Annotated in this window: 14 protein-coding genes and 1 pseudogene; 2 read left to right on the plus strand and 13 right to left on the minus strand. The window is 62.8% G+C overall.

The window, feature by feature from the left end:
• Positions 1-2: 2 nt before the first annotated feature.
• The 10 genes and pseudogenes from ABCR88_RS16075 to ABCR88_RS16120 form a co-directional block, all read right to left on the minus strand.
• Positions 3-1,499: an FAD-dependent oxidoreductase gene (locus tag ABCR88_RS16075; protein ID WP_236185901.1), complete on the minus strand. Its 1,497-nt coding sequence runs from the start codon at positions 1,497-1,499 to the stop codon at positions 3-5.
• A 225-nt stretch (positions 1,500-1,724) separates the two neighbouring features.
• Positions 1,725-3,095, minus strand: coding sequence for an FAD-dependent oxidoreductase (locus ABCR88_RS16080; RefSeq protein WP_236185903.1), 1,371 nt, complete (start codon positions 3,093-3,095; stop codon positions 1,725-1,727).
• Positions 3,096-3,106: 11 nt separating this feature from the next.
• Positions 3,107-4,345, minus strand: a complete 1,239-nt coding sequence (locus ABCR88_RS16085; protein ID WP_350404871.1) for a thiolase family protein — start codon at positions 4,343-4,345, stop codon at positions 3,107-3,109.
• Between the two features lie 17 nt (positions 4,346-4,362).
• Positions 4,363-5,922, minus strand: a complete 1,560-nt coding sequence (locus ABCR88_RS16090; protein WP_236185907.1) for an AMP-binding protein — start codon at positions 5,920-5,922, stop codon at positions 4,363-4,365.
• A gap of 10 nt (positions 5,923-5,932) precedes the next feature.
• Complete coding sequence (locus ABCR88_RS16095) at positions 5,933-7,066, minus strand: DUF5938 domain-containing protein (RefSeq protein WP_009049048.1); 1,134 nt, start codon at positions 7,064-7,066, stop codon at positions 5,933-5,935.
• Positions 7,067-7,121: 55 nt separating this feature from the next.
• Positions 7,122-8,405: an acyl-CoA dehydrogenase family protein gene (locus ABCR88_RS16100; protein WP_236185909.1), complete on the minus strand. Its 1,284-nt coding sequence runs from the start codon at positions 8,403-8,405 to the stop codon at positions 7,122-7,124.
• 432 nt (positions 8,406-8,837) lie between these two features.
• A pseudogene (locus tag ABCR88_RS16105) lies at positions 8,838-9,583 on the minus strand (glycosyl hydrolase).
• Positions 9,584-9,593: 10 nt separating this feature from the next.
• Entirely contained in the window at positions 9,594-12,008 is a 2,415-nt protein-coding gene (locus ABCR88_RS16110) for an efflux RND transporter permease subunit (RefSeq protein ID WP_350022678.1), read from the minus strand.
• Between the two features lie 8 nt (positions 12,009-12,016).
• The gene (locus ABCR88_RS16115) at positions 12,017-13,663 is read right to left on the minus strand and encodes a DUF1302 domain-containing protein (RefSeq protein WP_350404872.1); all 1,647 of its coding nucleotides are present in this window, start codon (positions 13,661-13,663) and stop codon (positions 12,017-12,019) included.
• Positions 13,664-13,685: 22 nt separating this feature from the next.
• A complete protein-coding gene (locus ABCR88_RS16120; protein ID WP_350404873.1) occupies positions 13,686-15,110 on the minus strand; it encodes a DUF1329 domain-containing protein in 1,425 nt (474 codons plus the stop codon).
• 419 nt (positions 15,111-15,529) lie between these two features.
• On the opposite strand from ABCR88_RS16120, the gene ABCR88_RS16125 reads away from it, so the two are divergent.
• Positions 15,530-16,111 carry a TetR/AcrR family transcriptional regulator gene (locus tag ABCR88_RS16125; protein ID WP_236185919.1) on the plus strand — a complete coding sequence of 194 codons (582 nt, stop codon included), beginning with the start codon at positions 15,530-15,532 and terminating at the stop codon, positions 16,109-16,111.
• Positions 16,112-16,137: 26 nt separating this feature from the next.
• Here ABCR88_RS16125 and ABCR88_RS16130 read toward each other — a convergent pair whose 3' ends face one another.
• Positions 16,138-16,704: an SDR family oxidoreductase gene (locus ABCR88_RS16130; protein ID WP_350404874.1), complete on the minus strand. Its 567-nt coding sequence runs from the start codon at positions 16,702-16,704 to the stop codon at positions 16,138-16,140.
• A gap of 158 nt (positions 16,705-16,862) precedes the next feature.
• On the minus strand, positions 16,863-18,962 hold the full coding sequence (locus ABCR88_RS16135; RefSeq protein WP_350404875.1) for a 3-hydroxyacyl-CoA dehydrogenase NAD-binding domain-containing protein: 2,100 nt from the start codon (positions 18,960-18,962) through the stop codon (positions 16,863-16,865).
• A gap of 615 nt (positions 18,963-19,577) precedes the next feature.
• Here ABCR88_RS16135 and ABCR88_RS16140 point away from each other — a divergent pair.
• On the plus strand, positions 19,578-20,150 hold the full coding sequence (locus ABCR88_RS16140) for a transcriptional regulator (protein ID WP_236185926.1): 573 nt from the start codon (positions 19,578-19,580) through the stop codon (positions 20,148-20,150).
• A gap of 150 nt (positions 20,151-20,300) precedes the next feature.
• Here the strand turns inward: ABCR88_RS16140 and ABCR88_RS16145 are convergent, their stop codons facing one another.
• Positions 20,301-21,725: an efflux transporter outer membrane subunit gene (locus tag ABCR88_RS16145; RefSeq protein WP_236185928.1), complete on the minus strand. Its 1,425-nt coding sequence runs from the start codon at positions 21,723-21,725 to the stop codon at positions 20,301-20,303.
• Positions 21,726-21,728: the final 3 nt, after the last annotated feature.

Here is a 21,728-nt window from a genome sequence, read left to right on the forward strand (position 1 = left end):
TCCTACGCCCGACGCAGGGCATTGAGCACCTGCAAGGCACTCTGATGGCCTGAGCGCACGGCCCCGTCCATGTAGCCCGCCCAGATATCGGCGGTCTCCGTACCCGACCAGAAGAGATTGCCGCAGGGAGGACGCAGGGCCTCGCCATGGGTACTCCAGAAACCAGGCGGAATGGGGGAAACGCAGGTGAGGGTCCAGGGGTCGGCCTGACCCCAGTCATGCTCGCGATACGACACCGGCTTCAACGCCTCGTCGCCCAGTGCTCTGGCGTAAATCTGGGCCAGCACGCGCTGTGCTTCCTTCAGGTCGGAGGACACCATGGCGTTGGTGACAAAGGCATTGATCACGCCGATTTCGCCCCCCGGCGGGGAATTATCGTAGGCCCAGATGACGGGGCCGCCCGCCTGTATGACATGTCCGTTCAAGCCTTTTTCCCGCCAGAATGGACGGGAATAGACCATGGACGTCTTGCGCGCCGGGGAGTGGGCGGGCCAGGCGCGTTGCAGCGCCGCGCGCCCTTCGGGCAGCGGCGGATCGAACCGCAGCTGATGGCACAATGCGGGGTGGATGGCCATGATCACCCGGCGAGCACGGATCTCCCCCTGGTCCGTTTGCAACCGGACGACTTCGCGGTCCCAGTCGCAAACCTGCCGGACCGGGCACGACAAGCGCAGCCGGTCACCCAGTTGCTGCGCCATCTTGATGCAGAGAATCTGCGAACCACCGACAAACCGGGTGCCCTGGGCGCTGTCCTTGATCGAGTCGAGCTGCATGTACTCACAGTTGGCCGAGTTGATCATCGACAGGAAATGCAGGAACCCCATCTTCGCTGGCGCCACGCCGCAAGTCAGGAGGAAGCTGGCATTCCACCCCGCCCGGTCCTCGGGCTTGATGGCCTGCCTGGACAGCCAATCGCCTGCAGAAAGCTTGTCCAGCTCGGCCACCTTCGAAGACTTCCAGGGCGCGCCGCAAGGCACGTCGCGTGACAGTTCGCTGAGCTTCGCAGCGAGCGTCTCATCGGTGCCGAAGGTACCTTTCAGGTCGATCTCGACCCGCCCGTCGCCGCCAAGAATGACCGTGCTGCCCTCGTAATAGGTGGGGAAGGTACCCACCTCCAGTTCGCGGGCAAGGTCCGCCACGGCGGTCTGTCCAGGCCCGATCCACTGGCCGCCGGCTTCGGACACATAACCCGAGCCCAGGTCGTGATTGAGGGTTCGGCCCCCTACCCGATCCCTGGCCTCGAGGACCGCGAATGAGCGGCAACCTGCCTGTTGCAGGTCGCGGGCGGCGGTCAGGCCGGCCAGCCCGGCGCCGATGATGACGACGTCCAGAACATCTCCCCTGTCAGTGGCGGAGTCTGTTTTTCCTGGCCCTTCAGCGGCATTTGCCAGCCCCGCTTTCAGGCCGAGGCTTCCTACCGCTGCCGAGGCGCCGACAAACTTGAGCAGTTGCCTTCGTCTTAAATCGAGCGGAGTGTCAGGGGTGGGCTTCTTGTTCATCCAGGGTGCCTCACGTATTTTTTATTAAAGTGATCACTCTTTGATGAGTGTCATTTCGGCAATAGAAGAGTGACAGTGGCGTTGTACCCGACAGCAACTTTCAGTTCGCCAGAACACAACAGGCGAAGTCATCAAGTTAAAAACCAGGGTGCGCAGCCAAGTGCATCAAGTAGTTGTTATATGTCCAGCCATCTGTCGAATCTTGAACATCGACAAGTCTGTTAGTTACTGATTGGAAACACGGCGTGCTTTGCGATTGACGTGCTCGTCCATCCTTTGCACCAGGCCCAGAGCCAGGTTGATGGCGCACCACTGCAACGGCTCGGGCAGCGTCGAGGGGGTCTTGTGGCGCAGGGCCGCGAGCAACGGATGCTCGATGCCGCCAATTCGCTCGGCCAGCAGGTGGCCCATGAGTGATTGGGTGGCGACGCCATGCCCGGAGCACCCGGCGGTGTAGAGAATATTGCCCTGTTCTCCCGTTTCACCGACTACCGGCAGTGCGTCGTAGGCAAGGCTGATGTAGCCACTCCAGCATGACTGGATACCCAGGCCGCGCAAGGTTGGGAAGCGGTCTTCGAGTGCTGTTGCCAGTGCGTGATAAGCAACACTGTCCGGCACATTCGGTGTCTGGGATCCATACACATAGCTGAGTCGCTTGGTCGTGACAACCAGCGTATTGCGAGCGGTCAGACGATGACTTTCCATGGTCCAGTGAGGCGTCACCAGACCTTCGCGGCCTGGCCAGCCCAACGAGGCCAGCTGCGTGGGAGACAGCGGCTGGGTCTCGATCGCCGATACCCGCAACGGCACCACCTTGTCACGCAGCAGGCCAAGCTGCGGTGTATAGGCATTGGTGGCGAGCACCAGATACGGGGCGCTGGCACTGCCCCGCGCGGTGTTGCACTGGATGATCGGGCCTTCGCTGTAGGACAGCAGCTCAGTGTTCTCATAAATCTTCACACCGGCCTGAAGCGCCTCGCGACGCAGTCCCATCACGTACTTGCCGGGATCCAGCGTACCGCCGTGTCGCTGCAGGCAGCCGAAGAGAAACGCCGGGGGTATGCCACGAGCGCGCATCTCGGCCTGGTCGAGGAAGCACGCGGACGAGCCCAGCTCGAGACCGATCTGCATGCTCTCGCGCAACTTCTTTTCCTGTGAGGGATGAACCGCCGCCCGAATGATCCCGGAGGCGTTGTAGTCGCAGTCGATACCGAGTTCGCGCAGCCTTCTTTCCACGTAGGCAACGCCCTCGTCATAGAAGGCGACGACTTTCTTCGCCTTCTCATGACCTACGCGCTTGAGGAACATCTCGAACTCGATCCCCAGGCTACCGGCGAGATAACCCGCATTACGGCCACTGGCGCCAAAACCGGCGCACTCTCGCTCGAGAACGATCACCCTGGCGCCAAGGGCGGTAAGCTCCAGCGCGGTGGACAGGCCGGCGAAGCCGGCGCCGACCACGATGACGTCGGCGCTGACATTACCCTCCAGTTCCGGTTGCAGATCGTCCGGTCGCTCCATCCACCCGCCGAGACTGCGAAACTGCCCCGGGCCAGAGGTGGCCTTGATTTCATCGCCCCGACGGGTCGTGGACATGGACTGTTCTCCTATCGACTCAAGATGTGAATGGCGACGGCAGCTTCTTCGACCCCCAGAAGCCCGCCACCGTTTTCCTGGATTGCATGACGCGCGCCCTCGACCTGACGCGCACCCGCCTCGCCCCGCAACTGGGTAGTCAGCTCATACAACTGGCCGATGCCCGTGGCGCCCAGTGGGTGGCCCTTGGATTCCAGCCCGCCAGAGGGATTGATCGGGATCCGCCCACCTACGGTGAAATCGCCGCGCTCGGCGCACACACCACCCTGCCCCAGGGGCGCCAGTCCAAGGTTTTCCGACTGGATGATCTCGCCCATCGCCGAGGCGTCATGCACCTCGGCCACGTGCATGTCCTGCGGCCCCAGGCCGGCGATCTCATAAGCCTGGCGGGCGGCAAGGAGGCTGACATGCTTCTCCGGTTCGCTCAGGTCTCGCAGGGTGAAGCTGCGGATCACGCTGGCGGTGATCCGCACGCAGCGCTTGGGATCGGCACCGATGCGCTTGAGGCCCGCCTCCGTGCAGAGGATGGCGGCGGCCGCGCCGTCGGACAGCGGCGCGCACATCGGCAAGGTGATCGGATACGTGATGGGCGGCGCGGCCAGCACCTCCTCGATGCTGAAGGTCTTGCGGAACTGGGAATAAGGGTTGTGTACCGAATGCTGGTGGTTCTTGGCGCACACCGCTGCGATCTGCCGCTGAGTGGTGCCGTAAGTCTTCATGTGCCAACGGCACATGGCCGCATAGATGGCCATGAACTTGCTGTATGGACGATCGGATTCCGACCCTGCCGGGGGCACGATGCCCTCTCCCATTTTCACCAGGATCTCGTAGTTCTCCTTGGCGGTGGAAACGTCCCAGCCCGTCTCGAACAGTGACAGGGCCTTGAGCTTGTCCGGTACGTTCATCTTTTCGACGCCCAGCGCCAGCGCCACATCGGTGGCGCCGGCGCGCAGGCTCTGCACCGCCAGGTGCACCGCGGTACTGCCGGAAGCGCAGGCGTTCTCGACGTTATAGACCGGCACCCCTTCGATGCCGATCTTGCTGCATACCACCTGCCCCGGGATGGAAAACTGGCCTTGCAACGGGCCGTTGGTGATGCCGGCGTAGAAAACGGCGCCGATGTCCGAGCGCTGTGCGTTGGCATCCGCCAGCGCGCCCTGCAGAGCTTCCAGGGCCAGGTTCTGCAGGCTGCGTTCCGGATGCCGCCCGAACTGGGTCATAGCGATACCGGCAATGTAAATGGGTTCCATCAGATAACTCCTCGACTTCAGATCTGACGATCGACGCTTTGCCAGTAACGGGTACGCAGATCCTTCTTCAATACCTTGCCGACCGGACTCCGTGGCAGCGCATCGATGAAATCCACGCTCTTGGGAGCCTTGACCGAACCGAGCCTGGCCTTGCACAGGCTGATCAGTTCTTCGGCGCTGACGCTTTGGCCTGAACTCAACTCGACCACCGCCTTGACGCTCTCGCCCCAGGTTTCGTCCGGCACGCCGATCACCGCGCAGTCCTGCACCGCCGGGTGGCCCCAGAGCACCTGCTCGACCTCACTCGGATAGACGTTGAAACCACCCGAGATGATCATGTCCTTCTTGCGATCGGTGATGTGCAGGTAGCCATTGGCGTCGAGGTGGCCGATATCGCCGGTGTGCAGCCAGCCATCGATGATGGTTTCGGCGGTCTTTTCCGGGGCCTTGTAGTACCCCTTCATCACCAGGTCGCCGCGCACGCAGATCTCGCCGGTTTCGCCCTGGGCCAGGATCTTGCCCGCGTCGTCGATGATCTCGACCCGGATCAGCGGATTGGGACGCCCCACCGAAGAAAGCCGCTCGTCCGACGCCAACTGGCCGCCATGCAGGTGCTCGCTCGGCGGCAGGTTGGAAATCGACGCCGGCGCTTCAGTCTGGCCGTAGCCACCCGCCATCACCGGACCGAAGGTCTCGATCGCTTGCTTGAGCTTCTCCACCGACATCGGCGCCGCGCCGTAGAGGAAGTATTTCAGCGAGCTGAAATCGACCTTCTGCGCCAGATCGGGCACATCCAGCAGGCGATAGATGACCGTGGGCGGCAGGAAGGTCTCGGTGACCTTGTACTTGGGAATCATCGCCAGCATCAGCGCCGGGTCCGGCTTGGTGATCACCACCACGGTGCCGCCCCGCGCGGAACACGGCAGAGACAGCGTGCCGGCGGTATGGGTCATCGGCGCCGCCGCCAGGTTGATGGGACGATGCTCGTCTTCATAAGGGAAGTTGATCATGAAGTGGGCACAGAACGTCTGCACGCTCCGATGGGTGTTCATCACCCCCTTCGGCATCCCCGTGGTTCCCCCCGTGGGCGAGATCGCCACCACGTCGTCCATCTCATAGTCGACCTGGGGCACGCTGCTCGCCTGGGCATCGCTCCAGGCCGAAAGAGAAGTCGCGCCGGGCAGGTCGCCGTCGAGGCAGATCCACAACCTGATCTTCGGCAGGCTCGCGCGCAGCGAGTCGATGACCGCGGCAAACTCTTTCTGGAAGAACAACACCTCACAGTCGAACGCATCGAGCACGTAGCGATTCTCTTCGGCGCTGTTGCGCGCGCCGACGGGAATCCAGCACAGGTTGGCGCGCCAGAGTCCCAGCGTGCAGGTCCAGCCCACCACATCGTTGGTTGACCAGATCGCCCCCTTGGTGCCCTTGGGCAAACCCTCGGCCAACAGGGCGTTGGCGATACGGCATGACCGATCGCGGACTTCGGTGAACGTGAACACACGATCGTCCTGGATATAAGCCGCGCCCTGCGGATTGATCCGCCAGCCACGGTCGAAGAAATCAATAATCGCCATGTCTGTCACTTCAGAGTTGGGTGATGGTTGCGCGGGCCAGGCCACGCTGCTCGAGGAAACCCAGCAGGTAGCGATGGCCGAAAGCCTTCGAGGCCGAGGCAAAACCAACCTTGGCGGTGTCGTTGTCCAGCAGCTTGGTCACTGCCGCGGCATGCAGGGCGCCGGTGGCGATGTAGGGGGTGATGCCGTGCACGGTGGCACGCACCGCCGTCAACTGACCGCGGCCGATGGCGAAGTCCACGGTGCGCTGCAAGGTGCCGCGTTCACGAGGGGGCATGCTCGGCGTTGTCGAACTCACCAGGCTCTGGATGACGGCGTCCTGTTGTTCCTTGGGCAAGTGTTTGTATTCGGCATCCCACTTCTCGTTCAGTCCATGGACTACTTTCATCACCGGGTTGTCGTAGAAACCGACACAGGACATGCAGCTGCGAACGCGTGCGTCGCGCTCGAAGTACACGGGCAGCGAAGTGCCGCCCCAGGGCAGGCAGAACACCGACTCCATGAGGTCGGGCGAAACGACATTGAAGCTGGCATTGGGGGCGTACATGACCAGCTCTTTCTCCCACAGGTAAAAGGAGTCATGGCGGCAGCCCTCGAAAATCGTGGCGGTCGATCCCACGGTGACACCGGCGCCACGGCCACGAGGCCCGCGGGTCAGGGTCGCGGTTTCCAGGGAGTCGACCCCCGGGGTTTCCAGCGCCAGTTCGGCGGCAATTTCAGCGAAGGTGTACATGTAGGCAAGAGAGGGAGAAAGCAGCAGCCCGGCCTGACGGAATTTTTCGCCAAACTGATCGCGCAGGGCAAGGATATGCTGCTGCTCGCCGGCGGGATCCAGGTAGTGGCAGCCGGCATTCAACGCCGCCTCGACGGCCGTCAACCCGAAATTGACGAATGGGCCGACCGTGTTGCAGACCACGCGCGCGCCCTTGAACACGGCGCTCAGAGCCTGGACTTCGTGCGGGCACTCGAGGATTTCGTAAGTGGCCGACTCCAGTCCGACTACACGTTGCGCCATCATTTCCTGGGCACGGCTGGCGTTACGTGCGACCGCGGTAAACGGAATGTTCTGGTCGATCAACCAGTCCATCATCAACATGCCGGTGTAACCACTGGCGCCATAGACAACGACAGGATATTTAGCCATTGGAGTGTTCCTCATTGTTGTTATTGGATGAGTGTTGCCGGGTGATCCTTCAGGATCAGTTGTTCGCCCAGCCTTCGGCGTAGAGCTGCTGGGCCAGCAGCCCCAGGCGCATGGTCAGGACACGGTTCTCGCCGTCCTCGATCAGCGCGGACTGTGTGTCGCGCAACAATTTCTCGATCGGGTATTCCCGGGTGGTGCCGTTACCGCCGAACAGGCGGAAGGTTTCCTCGACCACGGCCATCGCTTCTTCGGTCACCGTGACTTTGGCGGAGGCAGTGGCGTAAGGATGGGTCTGCGGTGACAGGCGCGCGAAGCTCAGCGAACGCCGGGCGACTGCGCGGGCGATTTCGACCCTGCGCAGCATTTCGCCGAGGCGCAGGCGGGTCATCTGGTGGTCGATCAACATCCGCCCGCCCTGCCGGCGCTCGTGGCAGTACTGCAGCGCATATTCGAAGGCCGCCCGGGCGACGCCGGTGAACACCTGGCTCATGTGCGTACCGGCATAGGACCAGGAGGAGCTGACGGCACCGTAATAAGCATCGCGCTCGGCGATGGCATAGCGCCGGGGCACCCGTACGCTGTCGAAATAGATCTCGCCCTGGGGCAGAGAGCGCTGACCGATCTTGTCCAGCGGCTTCCCCTTGGACACGCCTTTGAGATCCAGCGGGATGATGACGGCAATGCCATGGGGCAAGCCGTCACGGTCGTAGAAACCATCCCCGTAATCGGCGCACATCAAGCCGAAAGCCACCTGCGCCACCGCACCGTTGGAGACCCAGGCCGAACTCTGGCCGTTGATGATGATCTCGTCGCCGACCACCTTGGCGGTGAGGTTGCCGATGTTGGCCTGCTGCCCCGCGGGCCAGTCGCGCGCTATATCGAAGAGTTGGTTGTCACTGCCGCGATCGGGCTGGGTGGCCATCCAGCAGCCGATCCGCCCCTGGCAAAGCTCTATCAGTTCGGTATTACCGGCGGCGAGGGCCATCTGCAGCGGAAAGCCGGCGCAGCCGAGAGAAACCGCCAGGCCGGCATCGCCCCAGCCGAGTTCTTCGCCGATCAGCGACTCGATCCGCACCGCCATCTCCGGCGGCAGCTCCGCCAGCAATGCCGGGTCGAGCCCCAGCTTGGCGAACTCGCCGAACAACGAATAGTAAGGCGAGCCTGGGGCGACGACTTCCTCGGAACTCATGCGATCGAGCTCGCGACCCAGCGGCCGCAAGACGTCCTTGGCAAAACGATGCACGGAAGCCTGGATCGCAGCTTCTTCCTCGCTCAGCGGGGTTTCGAAACCGGACAGCCCGGCAGCGGGCAAGGTCAGGGTGGGCTTGAGCGAGATCATCAGAGCACCTCCAGCGAGAACGTGTTGCGAGCCGCCGCGCGACGCGCGCCGGGACGATTGAAGCCGAGCGATCCGCCGGGGAGTGCTCCCGAGCGCGATCCAGTGATGCGAGCTTTCATGTGCAACCTCCTGCGTCTTGTTATTTGAGATCGACTCTAACAAGGTGATTTATTTAACGCAACATGTGTTACGTGAATTAATCGCGGGTGCATTTACGGGCAATCTACAAGCGCGAAATGCCCGCGAAATCAGACCGGAAAAAGAGCCTGGGCCCTCGTCGACACAGGCAGAAAAGCCCTACCTGGCAAGGTTTAAAAAGAAGGGGACACGCCTGCAGTGGAGTACTGCACGGGCCCCTTGAAGGATGAAGATCAGGACCTGGCTCGACGCCTGAAGCGCCGCGCCGGTCCACCTGGAACAGGTACCGCGGAGTCACTCACTCGGGTGTATCGCCCTCTCCTCCTGGCCTTGCATGGACACCACCCCCCGTCGCGAAAACAGGATGGGCGAGCCGTTGCCGTTCAACAGCGCAGCCGTCAGCGAAACACCCTCGGCACTCTGCTGTTCCTGGAAGTTCAGCCCGCCGTCGCTGCTGCTCACCATCAGCCCATCAAGGCCGACCACGACGACCTGCTGCCCCGCTACCGCGATGCCGGTTATCGAGCTCTTGCTCTTCAGGGGCACGCGCTTCCAGTTCAGTCCGTCCGCGGAGCCCTGCAGCAGCGTACCCCGCTGGCCGCCGACCAGCAGCGACCCATCGGCCAGCACCGCTCCCGTCCAGAGGGTGCCGGCATAACCGCTATCCAGGTAACGCCAGTGCTTGCCCTGGTCATCGGAGCGCAGCACCTGGCCGCGCTCGGCGGTGGCGTACAGGCGCCCCAGTGGCCGACCGCCCATCCCTGCCTGGCATCGACGAACGAGACACCGGTCAGGGGCGTGGACAGCGGCACGGCCGCCGCCTGATGAAAGCTGTGGCCCTTGTCGTCGGACAGCAACACCGTGCCATGGTCGCCAACGGCGACCAGGCGTTCCTGGGCCCAGCTGGCACCCAGCATGGTGGCCGCCGTGGCGTTGGCTGTCCGGGTCGCCGGCTCTGGCTGTACCGGTGCGGCTTGCACTGTGGCCAGCGGTAGCGCGCTGGCGAACAGGGTCGCCATGAGGCAAATCAGGTTTCGCATAGTGCTCTCCTCAGTGCGCCAGGGCGCCGATCATGCGCACGGGGCGCCGGCGCGGAAATACCCGCTCGAGCCAGACGGCGAACGCTGGCAGCACGGTCATGGCCATGACCATGTTGACCAGGAACATGAAGGCCAGCAGCTTGCCCATGTCGGCCTGGAACTTGAGGTCGGAAAACGCCCAGGTCGCCACCCCCACTGCCAGGGTGATCGCAGTGAAGATGGTCGCCACCCCGACCTCCAGCAACGCATGCTCGACCGCCTTGGTGATCGGCTGGCCGAGGGCCTGGTGCAGTTGCAGGCGGTTGTAGATGTAGAAGGCGTAATCCACGCCGATGCCGACGGCCAATACCATCACCGGCAAGGTCGCGATGGTCAGGCCGATCTGCAGCTCCTTCATGAACCAGTAGCCGATGAAGGTGCCCAGGGTCAGGGGCAGGCAGCACACCAGGACCGCGCGCCAGTCGCGGTAGACGACAAACACCAGCAGAGCGATGGCGCCATAGACGTACAGCATCATCGGCAGCTCGCTGTGCTCCACTTCCTCGTTGATCGCGGCAATCACCCCGGCGTTGCCGGACGCCAGGCGCACGCTCACGCCGGGCTGCTTGAACTCGGCACGGAATGCTTTGGCGGCGGCGATCACCCGGTGGATGGTCGTGGCCTTGTGGTCCGCCAGGAACAGGTGCACGGCGGTCATGCTGCAATCGGGGCGCATCATCCCGGGGACACGGGCCACCTCGGCCGCCATCGATGAGTAGTTCGCCGGGTCGATGGGCACCGCGTTCATTTTCGGATTGCCCTCGTTATAGCCCTCGTTGAACTGGCGCATGCTGTTGGAGAACGAGGTCACTGACAGCACCCCGGGCACGCCCTGCATGGCCCAGACAAAACGATCCTGATATTGGCCCAGGGCAACGTCTTCGCAGGCGTCCGCCGGACTTGCGCCGGACGTGTCGGGAACGACCTCGAAGACCACGCTGAGCCAGTCCAGGCCGATGTCGTAATTGCTGGCGATAGCCACCGCATCGCGGTTGAAGCGGGCTTCCTCGCGTAACTCCGGGGCCCCGGCCTGCAGGGAGCCGACGACCCGGTCATGGCTCTGCCAGGCTGCCGTGAGAAAGATCAGCAAGGCCATGCCCAACACCCAGCGCACGTTGTGCCATTCGGACAGTCGGGCAAAGCCTCGCAACCAGCGGGCCCGGCGCTGGCGGGAAAGCTCCTCGGCGGCGGCATAACCGCCGTCGACCCGCAACATCGAGGCCACCACTGGCAGCATCACCAGGTTGGTGATGATCTTGTAGGCCACCCCAAGCGACGCAGTGATCGCCAGCTCGCGGACCATCGGGATCGGGATGAGCAGCAGGGTCACGAAGGACACGAATGCCGTCACCAGGGCCAGCGTGCCAGGGATCAGCAAACCGCGGAAGCTGGCACGCGCCGCGCTCTCAATGGACTTGCCGCAGGCGATTTCGCGGACGATGAAGTTGATCTGCTGCACGCCATGGGACACGCCGATGGCGAATACCAGGAACGGCACCAGCACCGCCAGCGGGTCAAGACCGTAACCGAGCAGGCGCAGGCTGCCGAATTGCCAGACCAGCGACACCAGCGAACAGCCCAGGGCCAACAGGGTGAAACGCAGCGAGTGGCAGTACCAGTAGACCGCGAGTGCCGTCAGCAGCAGGGCCAGCAGACAGAACTCCAGTACCGCCGAAGCCCCGTCGGCGATATCGCCGATTTGCTTGGCGAAACCGATGATCTGGATGTCGAAGTTGCCGTCCTCGAATTTCTCACGGATCTGCTGCTCCAGCACCCGGTTGTAGGCCACATAGTCCAGGCGCTCGCCGTTGGCATCGAACTCATTGAGATCGACGGTGATCATCGCGCTGCTCTGGTCACGGGCGACCAGGGTACCGATGAAGCCGCCCTGGGCCGCTGAGTCGGCGATCATCGCAATGCTCGCCTCATCGAGGTTTTCCGGGGTTACCGTGCCTGGCACCAGCGGATCGGCACGGAAACCTTCCTCGGTGATCTCGTTGACGAAGGCATTGGGTGTCCACAACGAACGCACGCTGCTGCGCGAGACATTGGGCAGGAAGATCAGCGCCTGGGTGACGTCGTACAGGCGCTTGAGTCCCTCCTTGCTCCAGATCGTGCCCTGGCGTGCCTTGACCACCACCGTCAGGCGATTGGCCCCCAGCAGGTCGTTGCGATAGGCCTCGAAGGTCTCGATGTATTCGTGACCGATCGGCAGCTGCTTCTCGAAGCCGGCCTCCATGCGCAACTGCACGGCGAACCAGGCCATGGCCAGGGTGAAGACACCCAGGCTCACCAGCGTCAGCAGCCGATGGGTAAACAACCACTGTTCGATGCGTGGCAGCACGCCACGCACCTTTTTCTCCGACATCTTTACGGAATTGTTCACTGCACGCCTCACAGAGTTCGGGAAACCACAAGACCGACGTAGTCACGGTCACGCAACAGTTGGTCGTAGGGAGTCTTGCCCCCCGAGAACTTCGCGTAGTTGAAGGAAACCTGCCAACTCGCCGGGTTGCGCACAAAGTTGAGGTACAGGTTCATGCTGCTGGCATCCTCGGTGAAAGTCGCCGACAGGTTGGGCGTGCGGCCCTTGAGCGACTGCGAATAGAACACCCCCGGCGTGACCTGCCAGCCCGGGATCAGCGTGTTGTCGTAGGTCAGGCTGAAGTCGAGGCTTATCCCCGAAGAGGTCTTGTTGCCCTTGGCCGTCGGCGCCGTGGCCGGATCCAGCTGCCAGGTGTTCAAGCCGGCGGAGATCGGTTCGCCGTTGTAGTTGTCATGCAAGCCCGGGTATTTGACGACGACCAGTTCGGTCAGCAGCGTGCCGGTGCTGGCGCCGCTGAAGTCGAGCAGTCTCGGCGAGTTGGAGGGGGTCAGGCTGTAGATACCGGTCAGGTGCCACTGGAACTTCTTCTCATCCTTCCAGCATTTGCCACCGTTGCTGGTGCAGGCATCGATCACAGGGTTGAGCGGTACCGCATCCTTGGGGCGGTACGACAGCTCGGTGCCCACGGCCCAGTCGCCGATCGGCATGTTGGCGCTGATGCCATAGAGCATGCGGTCTTCCGGGTACTCCCACTTCTGCGCCAGGGCGAAGGTGTCCGGGTCCAGCACCTGCATGGTCAGGGACGGCAGCTTGTCGTGATAACGCATCACATAGAGGCCGAGGTTCAGGTCGCTGTCCTGGGGCTGCCAGCGCAGCGAGATACCCCACTGGCCGCTGTCGCGGGCGTCCTTTTCGTCGTACCCATAAGCCCCCCTGCCCTCGCCCAGCGCATGGGTGGTGGACCAGTAGCTGCCCACTGGCGGCATCTCGCTCTTATTCCAGCCGAACTGCCAGTAAGCCTCGATGTTGACGCCAGCTCCCAGGCCCGAAGCGAGGCTCAGCATCGGCGCTGGCAACAAGGCTTCCTTGAGCTGGGTGCCCGGCCGCGACAGGGCCATGACATCGTAGGAGTTGGTGTTGTTGATGCCGCCGGCGGCAAACAGGCTCTCGCCCCAGTTGATCACCTGGTTGCCGAGCCTGGCCCGGACGTGCTGCTTGCCGACGTCGAAACTCTTGCTCACCCACAGGTCCAGCAGGCGCGCCTTGAACTTGAGATCGTCGCGGGCGCTGCTGGTGAGGCCGTCGCTGCCCACGCTCTCCGGGCTGGTGGCCGACAACGCACCACTGGTGTCGGTCGCGGCGAAGTCACGGATCCAGCTTCCGCGCGCCATGAAGGTGTAGTCCTCGGGAAACTTCAGCAGCAGCTCATGGGTGCCCTTGAGGTAGTTGGTGAACAGGTCGCCCTTGTCGTAGTTCATGTTGCCCTGGTCGCCGATGCCCGCGCTGGGCGACAGGCAGCCGCTGGGCGGATGGTGTCCGCTGGCGCCACTGGTGATCAGGTTGCAGCCTGGGGACTCGGTACGCAGGCCCATGCCCATGGCGATGGTGGAGTCGAACGAGCCCCGGATGTTTTCGGTTTCAAACGTGAACCCCATGGCCAGAGGGGTTGCACACGCAATGACAAGACCTGAGACTTTGGTAATTATTCTTTTCATGTCAGTTCTCGATAGGCCGCGGTTAGCGTTCGCTGGTGGCGCGCAGATTGTCGGAGGTATAGAAGTCACGCTTGAGTCGCGGGTTGCCGGTACTTTCGGTGAGCCAGCGGTGGTCGTTCTTGCCCACGCCTATGGAGGTCATGTCGTACAGGTAGCGACCGTCGACCAGGTTGTATTGCGCCTGAGCTTCCATGTCGCAGGTACCGGTCTCGTAGACAGGAATGGTGTAGCCTTCACGGACTTTCCATATTTGCCCCTGTTTGTCGTAATCGACCGCCATCAGGGCGTTCCAGCTGTCCTCATCGATATAGAACAGGCGCTTCGGTGCCTGGTGGCGCATGCCCGGACGCACGGTGGCCTCGACCACCCAGACGCGATGCAATTCATAGCGACGGGATTCGGGGGCGATGTAATCGCGCTTGGCCACATCCTCGATTTTCGCCAAATTGTCGTAGGGGCCGAAGGCGTTGTAAGGCACCAGCAACTCCTGCTTGCCGACCAGCTTCCAGTCGAAGCGATCCATCGGCCCGAAGAACACGTTCGACTCATCGATGGTGTACTGGTTGTCCAGGCCGATTTGCGGCGCGTCATAGGAATAGGCCGGCATGCGACGCACACGGCGCTGACCGGGGAAGTAATAGAAGGTGCTGGCCTGCTCGCCGGCCTTGGTCGTCACCACGCCGGCCTGCCCGGCAAGGGCGGCGGGATCGTAGTAGGAGAAGTAGGTGGCGACTTCCAGGCGATCGACCGAAGAGAACAACGCGCTGCCCTTTTCTCCCCACGGCGTATACATGAACCAGTCGGTCGAGGTACGCAGCCAGTCCTCACTGCCTTTGCGCGGCGAGATGCCGGAAACGGTCTTGGACATTTCAAAGCCAACGCCGCGGTAACGCATCTTCATGTTCCACATCACCTCGGCGCCGTTGCTCGGGAACGGGAACGGAATGCCGGGTACGTAGGCTTCCTGCAGTGCCAGGCCATCGGCGTCCAGCTTGGCGAAGCCGACATTCTTCTTGGTGTTGTCCGCGACGAAATCCGGTACGCCGCAGCTGCGACGGGTCGGGTACACGTCCATGCGATAACCCAGGATCTTTTTGAACAGCTCCACCTGGCCCGGAGAGAGCTTGCTCGCGTATTTCGCGACATTGCCCGAATCGATGCTGAAGAGTGGCTTGTCGCCCTTGAACTTCCAGTGTTGGCCCCGCGGCTGGCCATGGCTCCAGCCAACCGCCTGCGGGCCCGGTGCCGTCCAGGCCGGAATCACCCCATCGGCGCTGGCCGCGACCTCCCCACCCAAGGGCGTCAGCTTGCTGCCCAGTGACGCCGGATCCTTGTCCGCTGCCTGAGCGCTGCACATGACAGCCGATACGGCCAATGCCAGGATCAATTGCCTGGTTCCACCACCGATGGAAATCCCGGCACCCGGGTACTCAATCACGTCTTTCATTGGAAGATCCTCATGGGCCTCGAGCGGCAGCGTGCGCTCCGGGAAAGCCGCAACACGTTGCCGGGGCTAATCTAGTCAACCGACTTGATCAAATGACCAAGTCCATTGATCAAGAGGCAAACCTGATGCCAAGATTCCATGGCTTTGGATTCCTCTTTTCGTATCAAGTGTTTAAGTTCGGGTAATGGAGACGGCGGACGAAATGCTGTCCTGCCCTGCCACGGTTTGTTTCGTCGGATCGCACCATAATGGGAATTCACGAAACACTTGTTACCTAAATTGGTTCAAACAGGCATACACATCACTGTGATGCTCCGCAGGCCCTGACGCGCCCGGAGCGCTTGCTGTAGCATCCGCCAGCACTGACACCGCCAAAGCCGCAGGTACGGCGCGAGCGAACGAGGGGAGATTGCTGATCCATGACCAGAATGGGCGCTGAATTACGCAGGCAGGATTTCGTCGAGGCGACGGTCAAGGTGATTGCCGAACACGGCGTCGCCAATGCAACCACGCGGCGCATCGCCGCTGCCGCCGGCTGCCCGCTGGCGTCGCTGCACTACGTGTTCCATACCAAGGACGACCTCTTCTATGCGGTCTATGAGTCGCTTTTCGATCTGCCCCATCAAGCCCTAGAACACGTACCCACGGGTACCACGGCCGCGGAAAAGGCTGCCGAGGTGCTTCGCCAATTGATCGCCTGGCTTACCAGCCACCCCGACGTGGCCAGGGCGCAAACCGAGCTGTTTTTCTGGGCCATGCGCAACAATCCCGAGCTGGCGAACAAGATCTACTCGGTTGCCATAGACGCGACGGAGCAGGCCCTGGAGCGCGCCATGGGGGCGCAGCTCGAAAAGCCCTTTCTACAGGCCGTAAGCCGCCTGCTCATTCACCTGGTCGATGGCATGATCATTGCCTGGTCCGCCCATGACGACCTGGCGCGCTTGGAGAGCGAAACCGAGACAGCCTGCAAGGCGCTGGCACTGTTGGTGGCCAGTCACTGAGTCCTGTTCGAACATCAACAGGCCTATCAAATGCTGCTGACCAGATGGCCTCCATCCACGGTCAGTACGCTCCCGGTCATGAACCCACCGGCATCGCTGGCGAGCAGCAGGAACGGTCCCTCCAGCTCATGAAGCTGGCCCAGGCGGCGCATGGGAATCAGGTCACGGATGTAGCTCTTGGCCTTGTCACTCTCGAAGAACGCGGCATTCATCTCGGTCTTGAAGTAGCCCGGGGCAATGGCGTTGACCCGGATCCGGTAGCGCGCGAGCTCCAGCGGGCGCTGGCCGTTACCGATGCCAGCGTTGTTGAGCACCACATCGACCACTCCGAAACGCGCCTCGGCAGCGTCGAAAGCTGCCTCGACGCTGGCCCGATCGGTGACGTCGAGAGCGACCGACAGCACCTGGGCGCACTCCCACTCGACATCCCTGGCCACTTGCTCGAGCCGATCGACGCGCCGCGCCGCCAGTACCACGCGGGCACCGGCGCGAGCGGCTATCCGCGCCAGGTGCGCACCGATACCGCTCGATGCGCCGGTGATCAGCACGGTTCGGTCAGCGAGAGAAAAGTTCTGGGCGAAATCGTGACTCATCGGTACACCTCGATAAAGAATGGCGGCACGTCTTGCGCAGACAATGCGCAGGGTGCTGTGCAGGCAGGTTGGACCCTCTTCCTTCGGGATCGGGCCAGGCTGAGGTTGATGCGTGGTCGCCCCCAGGCCTCACCCTCCCCCGGAGAAAGGGGGAATCTTCAGATTCGTTCGATGCGGGTCTTGCCAGCGGCGACCAGGCGCTCCAGCAGCGCCGCCGGGCGGAACCACATCTGGCCGTACTCACCGAGAGCCTGGCAATAGTGGAGGATGCCGGAAAGTACCTGGTCCAGCCCCAGTTGCTCGGCGTAATGCAGTGGGCCGCCAAGATGGGCGGGAAAACCGTAGCCGTTGATCCACACCAGGTCGATGTCGCTGGCCCGCAGGGCGATACCCTCGTCCAGTAGCTGGATGCCCTCGTTGATCAGCATTAACAGGCAGCGATCATGTATTTCCAGGTCTCCGATGGCGCGCCGGGGAACGTCAAGCTCACCGGCAAGCTGTTCTGCCAGCGCGGTTACCTCGTAGTCTTCCTGGCGGTTCTGGCCCTCGTAGAGGTAGAAGCCCCGCCCGGTCTTCTGCCCGTAGCGCCCCAGGGCGCACAGTTCCTGCGCGATACAGCAGTAGCTCTGATCTTGGGCCGTGGCGGCGCGCGTCAGGAAGCCCACGTCGATGCCGGCCAGGTCCAGCATGCTGAACACTCCCATGTTCAGGTCTAGGCCGGTGAGTACGCTATCGACCTGCGCCGGCGTTGCGCCTTCCAGTACCAGGCGATGGGCTTCGCGGGCATAGGGCTCGAACATGCGCTCGCCGATAGCACCCTGGCCGGCGCCGGAGATCACCGGCAGTTTGCCGATCCGCTTGGCGATCTGCATGGCGCTGGCCAGCACCTCTGGCGCGGTGGCCTTGCCGCGCACGACTTCCACCAGGCGCATGACATTGACCGGGCTGAAGAAATGCAGGCCGATCACATCCTGCGGGCGATCGAGGCTCGCCGCGATGGCATCGATATCCAGCGACGACGTGCCGGTTGCGAGAATCGCGCCTGGCTTGCAGACCTGTTCCAGGCTGAGGAACACCTGCTGCTTGACGTCCGGCTTCTCGCACAGCGCTTCGATAACCAGGTCGGCGTCGGCCAGATCTTCGTAGTCAAGGGTGCCGAACAGCAGGTCCATGCGTTGCTGCAGCTGTGCGGCGCTCATTTTTCCGTGCTTGACGCTGGCCTGGTAGAGCTTGCGGATCTGCATCAGGCCGCGATCCAGCGCGCCACCCTCGGGGTCCAGCAAGGCCACGGGGATACCGACGTTGGCAAAGCTCATGGCAATGCCGGCACCCAGGGGGCCGGCGCCGATGACCGCAACCTTGTCCAGCTTGCGCGGGGTAATGTCCGGCCCGATACCTGGAACGCGCCCGGCCTCGCGCTCAGCGAAGAATACATGGCGTAGCGCCTTCGACTGGCGGGACGCTTCGGCCTGCTTGAACAGCGCCAACTCGCGGGCGAGCCCCTCTTCCAGTGGCAACAGGCAGGCGGCCTCCAGCGCCGAGAGCACCAGGCGCGGGGCCAGGCGGCTTTTCCAGCGAGGTTCGTGCTCGGCGCGGTAGCGCGCGAGGAAGTCGTCCGGCAGGTCCTCGGCCGGCTTCGGCCAGGCCTCCGCCGGTCGCGCCGGTGCACCGCACTCGATCAACTCTTTGGCATAAGCGCATGCCTCATCCAGCAACTGCTCGGCGCTGCTGGCGATGCGGTCAAGGATACCCAGCATGCGGGCGCGTTCGGCGTCTATCTGTTCACCCGAAAGAATCAGGTTCAGCGCCGACTCGGCACCGATCAGCCTGGGCAGGCGCTGGGTCCCGCCGGCCCCGGGCAGCAGGCCCAGGTTAATTTCCGACAGGCCCACCCGGGTGCCCGGCTCCCCCATCCGGTATCCGCAGGCCAGGGCCAGCTCCAGGGCGCCGCCCAGCGCCAGCTTGCCCATGGCGGCAACCAGGGGCTTGGGGATTTCGGTCAGGCGGACCAGGGTGCTGGGCAGGTCCGGCTCGGCAAAACAGGCCTCGGTGCCGAATTCGCCGATGTCGGCACCGGCACTGAACAGGCCATGCTCGCCATAAAGAATGATGGCCTGCACCCTGATGTCAGCCGCCGCGCGCTCGCACGCCTCAATGATGGCGGCGCGCAGCGGTTGGCTGAGTGCATTGACCGGCGGACGGGACAGGCCGATCAAGGCCAGGCTACCTTCGAGACGGAAGTGGATCAGGTCGCACATGGGAGATCCTTAATTGGCGTTACCAGGATTGCGAACGGGTGTTGTGCATTTCATCGGGGCTATCGCCGCGCATGCGCTCGTGGGCTCATGGGGCCCTGGTCGTCAAAAGTTCCTGAAGACTTCGCCGATGCTGGCAACGGGGTAATTCTGCGGGGAGCCGGCGGCGGCCCCCGAAGCCACAGAGCCAAAGGAAGCCAGCGAGTAAGACGAGTGAATGGAGTAGACGGCGAGTGAAACCAGCATCACGACCAGGCAGGAAAAAAGGAATGGGCGCATCGAAAACCTCCGTCATTCGGCCGGGGCCAAATGCAGTGTCTTTTGTTATTGAGGGTTTCGATTCTGGGGGCTGGTACAGGCAAAAGCTTTGCAGATCACGCCACAGAATATGCAGATCATGACGCTCAAAAAAACTGACCATGGCAATTGTCCAGCCGCGGCGAAACCGCGCCCTGGAGGTCAGTGCGCGGTTACGGGTACGGGAACGAGAGGAGAGATTTCCTTATGGATGGTCTGAGGAAATAATGTCTCAGATGAAGTATCTTCATCGCTTTTGGTTGAAGCAATGAGCTTTTCCTGCACAATACCAGCCATTGAAATTTGATCCGAGACCGACTGATGTCCCTGACTCCTCAAGACGAACGACTCATCAAGGCGCTGGCGCTGGCCATTGTCGACCACCCTCGGGCGACGCTCAAGGAACTGGCTGAATCCGCCGGGGTGAGCAAGGCCACCCTGCACCGCTTCTGCGGCACTCGCGACAATCTGGTGCAGATCCTTGAAAACCACGGCGATACGGTGCTCAATCGGATCATCGCTGCCACCAATCTGCAGCAGGATGAACCTCAGGAAGCACTGCGTGGCCTGATAAACGAACACCTGGCCCCGGCGCACCGCGAAATGCTGGTATTCCTGCTGTTCCAGTATCGCCCCGACACCTTCGGCATAAGTGGTGAAGCTACAGGCTTGCAACCCTATATCGATGCCCTGGATGCGTTCTTCCTGCGTGGCCAGCAAACGGGCGCCTTTCGCATCGACATCACCGCTGCGGTCTTCAGCGAACTGTTCCTGACCATGGTCTTCGGCATGATCGATGCCGAACGACGCGGCCGCGCGGCCAGCGCCAACTCAGCCAACGTACTGGAGCAGATGTTCCTGCATGGCGCAGCCGCGGCGGTGAGTCCCAAGTAGCCTGCTCCAGGCTTATCAATCGACATCGCTGCCCCGCTCTACTGCGCCATTCTCCAGCCATGGCGCAGGCAAAAAAAAGCCCCGCGACCTGAAGGTCCACGGGGCTAAAGCTCGGTTGGATGCGCCAACCGAGGAAATTATTGCCGACCCTTATCTGCTGGCCTGCTCGGCCTGGTGTTGTGCAGACGGCCAGCCCCCGCCCAGGGAGCGGAACAGGTCGACCAGGGCAATCTGCCGCTGAGTGCTGGCTTCAATGAACAGCGTCTCGTTGACGAAGCTGCTGCGCTGGGCATCCAGATAACGCAGGTGACTGTCCACGCCCCCTTCATACCGGGCCTTGGCCAGCTTCAGCGACTCGCTGCTGGTGTCGGCCAGGGCACGTCGGGCCGCCTCTTCCCGACGCAGGGTATCGGTGGCCGCCAGGGCGTCCGCCACTTCGCGAAACGCCGTCTGGATGGTGCCTTCGTACGCCGCCACGGCGGAGTCCTTGCGGGCTTCGGCGAGGCTCAGGCCGGCGCTGTTGCGACCGGCGTCGAACAGCGGCAGGGACAGGTTCGGCACAAAGCTCCAGGAGCGCGAACCGCCATCAAACAGACCGGACATCTGCGCGCTGGAGGTGCCGAAGCTACCGGTCAGGCTGATACGCGGAAAGAACGCCGCGCGCGCCGCGCCGATATCGGCGTTACGCGCCTGCAGGCGGTGCTCGGCAGCGAGGATGTCCGGGCGCCGCTCGATTAGCGCCGAGGGGGTGCCCGGCGCGATGTCCTGGACCAGCATCGGTTCCTTGCGCACGCCTTGAGGTATCGACTTCGCGGCGTCCGCGGTGCCGAGCAGCAGAACCAGCGCGTTGAACGCCTGCTGCTTCTGCCGTTGATTGCTTTCCTCTTCGGCGCGGGACTGCTCCACCAGACCCAAGGCCTCCTGGTAGTCCAGCGCGGTCGCGGTACCGGCCGAGCGACGCTGGCTGATCAGGGCGAAAGAATACTCGCGGCTGACCAGGGTCTGTTGCGTCAGGTCCAGGCGGCGCAGGGCGCCATCATGAATCAGGTAAGCCTGGCTGACCTCGGCGATCAGGGCGATCTGCGCAGCGCGCGCGGCTTCTTCGGTGGCAAGGTATTCCTGCAACGCGGCATCGCTGAGGCTCTTCACCCGACCGAACAGGTCCAGCTCGTATTCAGGCAGCGACAAGCCCACCTGATAGCTGCTGACCACGCCCGACCTGCCGTTGTTGGACAGGTCGGCCGGTACTCTCTGGCGATTGCCCGAAGCACCCGCGTTCAGCCCCGGCACCCGGTCGGCACGCTGGATCCGGTACTGCGCCCGGGCCTGCTCGATGTCCAGCAGCGTCTGGCGCAGCGAGCGGTTGTTGTCCAGCGCGGTCGTGACCAGGCGGCGCAGGTCGGGGTCGACGATAAAGGTCTGCCAGACCATCTCGTTGACTGCACTGCCCCGCTGATGGGCCTGGCCGCTCCAACTGTCGGCCACCGGCGCGACAGGACGTTCATAGGTGGGCGCCAGCGAACACCCGCCCAGCGCCATGGCAATCAGAAGCGTAGAAAAGGCTGATATACGCATGGA

This window comes from Pseudomonas sp. W17 (genome assembly GCF_040268305.1).
Lineage (GTDB): Bacteria > Pseudomonadota > Gammaproteobacteria > Pseudomonadales > Pseudomonadaceae > Aquipseudomonas > Aquipseudomonas protegens.

Bases quoted from the DNA above. Each gene is read 5' to 3' on its own strand.
- ABCR88_RS16075 (WP_236185901.1), bottom strand. From the start codon at position 1,499: ATGAACAAGAAGCCCACCCCTGACACTCCGCTCGATTTAAGACGAAGG.
- ABCR88_RS16080 (WP_236185903.1), bottom strand. From the start codon at position 3,095: ATGTCCACGACCCGTCGGGGCGATGAAATCAAGGCCACCTCTGGCCCG.
- ABCR88_RS16085 (WP_350404871.1), bottom strand. From the start codon at position 4,345: ATGGAACCCATTTACATTGCCGGTATCGCTATGACCCAGTTCGGGCGG.
- ABCR88_RS16090 (WP_236185907.1), bottom strand. From the start codon at position 5,922: ATGGCGATTATTGATTTCTTCGACCGTGGCTGGCGGATCAATCCGCAG.
- ABCR88_RS16095 (WP_009049048.1), bottom strand. From the start codon at position 7,066: ATGGCTAAATATCCTGTCGTTGTCTATGGCGCCAGTGGTTACACCGGC.
- ABCR88_RS16100 (WP_236185909.1), bottom strand. From the start codon at position 8,405: ATGATCTCGCTCAAGCCCACCCTGACCTTGCCCGCTGCCGGGCTGTCC.
- ABCR88_RS16115 (WP_350404872.1), bottom strand. From the start codon at position 13,663: ATGAAAAGAATAATTACCAAAGTCTCAGGTCTTGTCATTGCGTGTGCA.
- ABCR88_RS16120 (WP_350404873.1), bottom strand. From the start codon at position 15,110: ATGAAAGACGTGATTGAGTACCCGGGTGCCGGGATTTCCATCGGTGGT.
- ABCR88_RS16125 (WP_236185919.1), top strand. From the start codon at position 15,530: ATGACCAGAATGGGCGCTGAATTACGCAGGCAGGATTTCGTCGAGGCG.
- ABCR88_RS16130 (WP_350404874.1), bottom strand. From the start codon at position 16,704: ATGAGTCACGATTTCGCCCAGAACTTTTCTCTCGCTGACCGAACCGTG.
- ABCR88_RS16135 (WP_350404875.1), bottom strand. From the start codon at position 18,962: ATGTGCGACCTGATCCACTTCCGTCTCGAAGGTAGCCTGGCCTTGATC.
- ABCR88_RS16140 (WP_236185926.1), top strand. From the start codon at position 19,578: ATGTCCCTGACTCCTCAAGACGAACGACTCATCAAGGCGCTGGCGCTG.
- ABCR88_RS16145 (WP_236185928.1), bottom strand. From the start codon at position 21,725: ATGCGTATATCAGCCTTTTCTACGCTTCTGATTGCCATGGCGCTGGGC.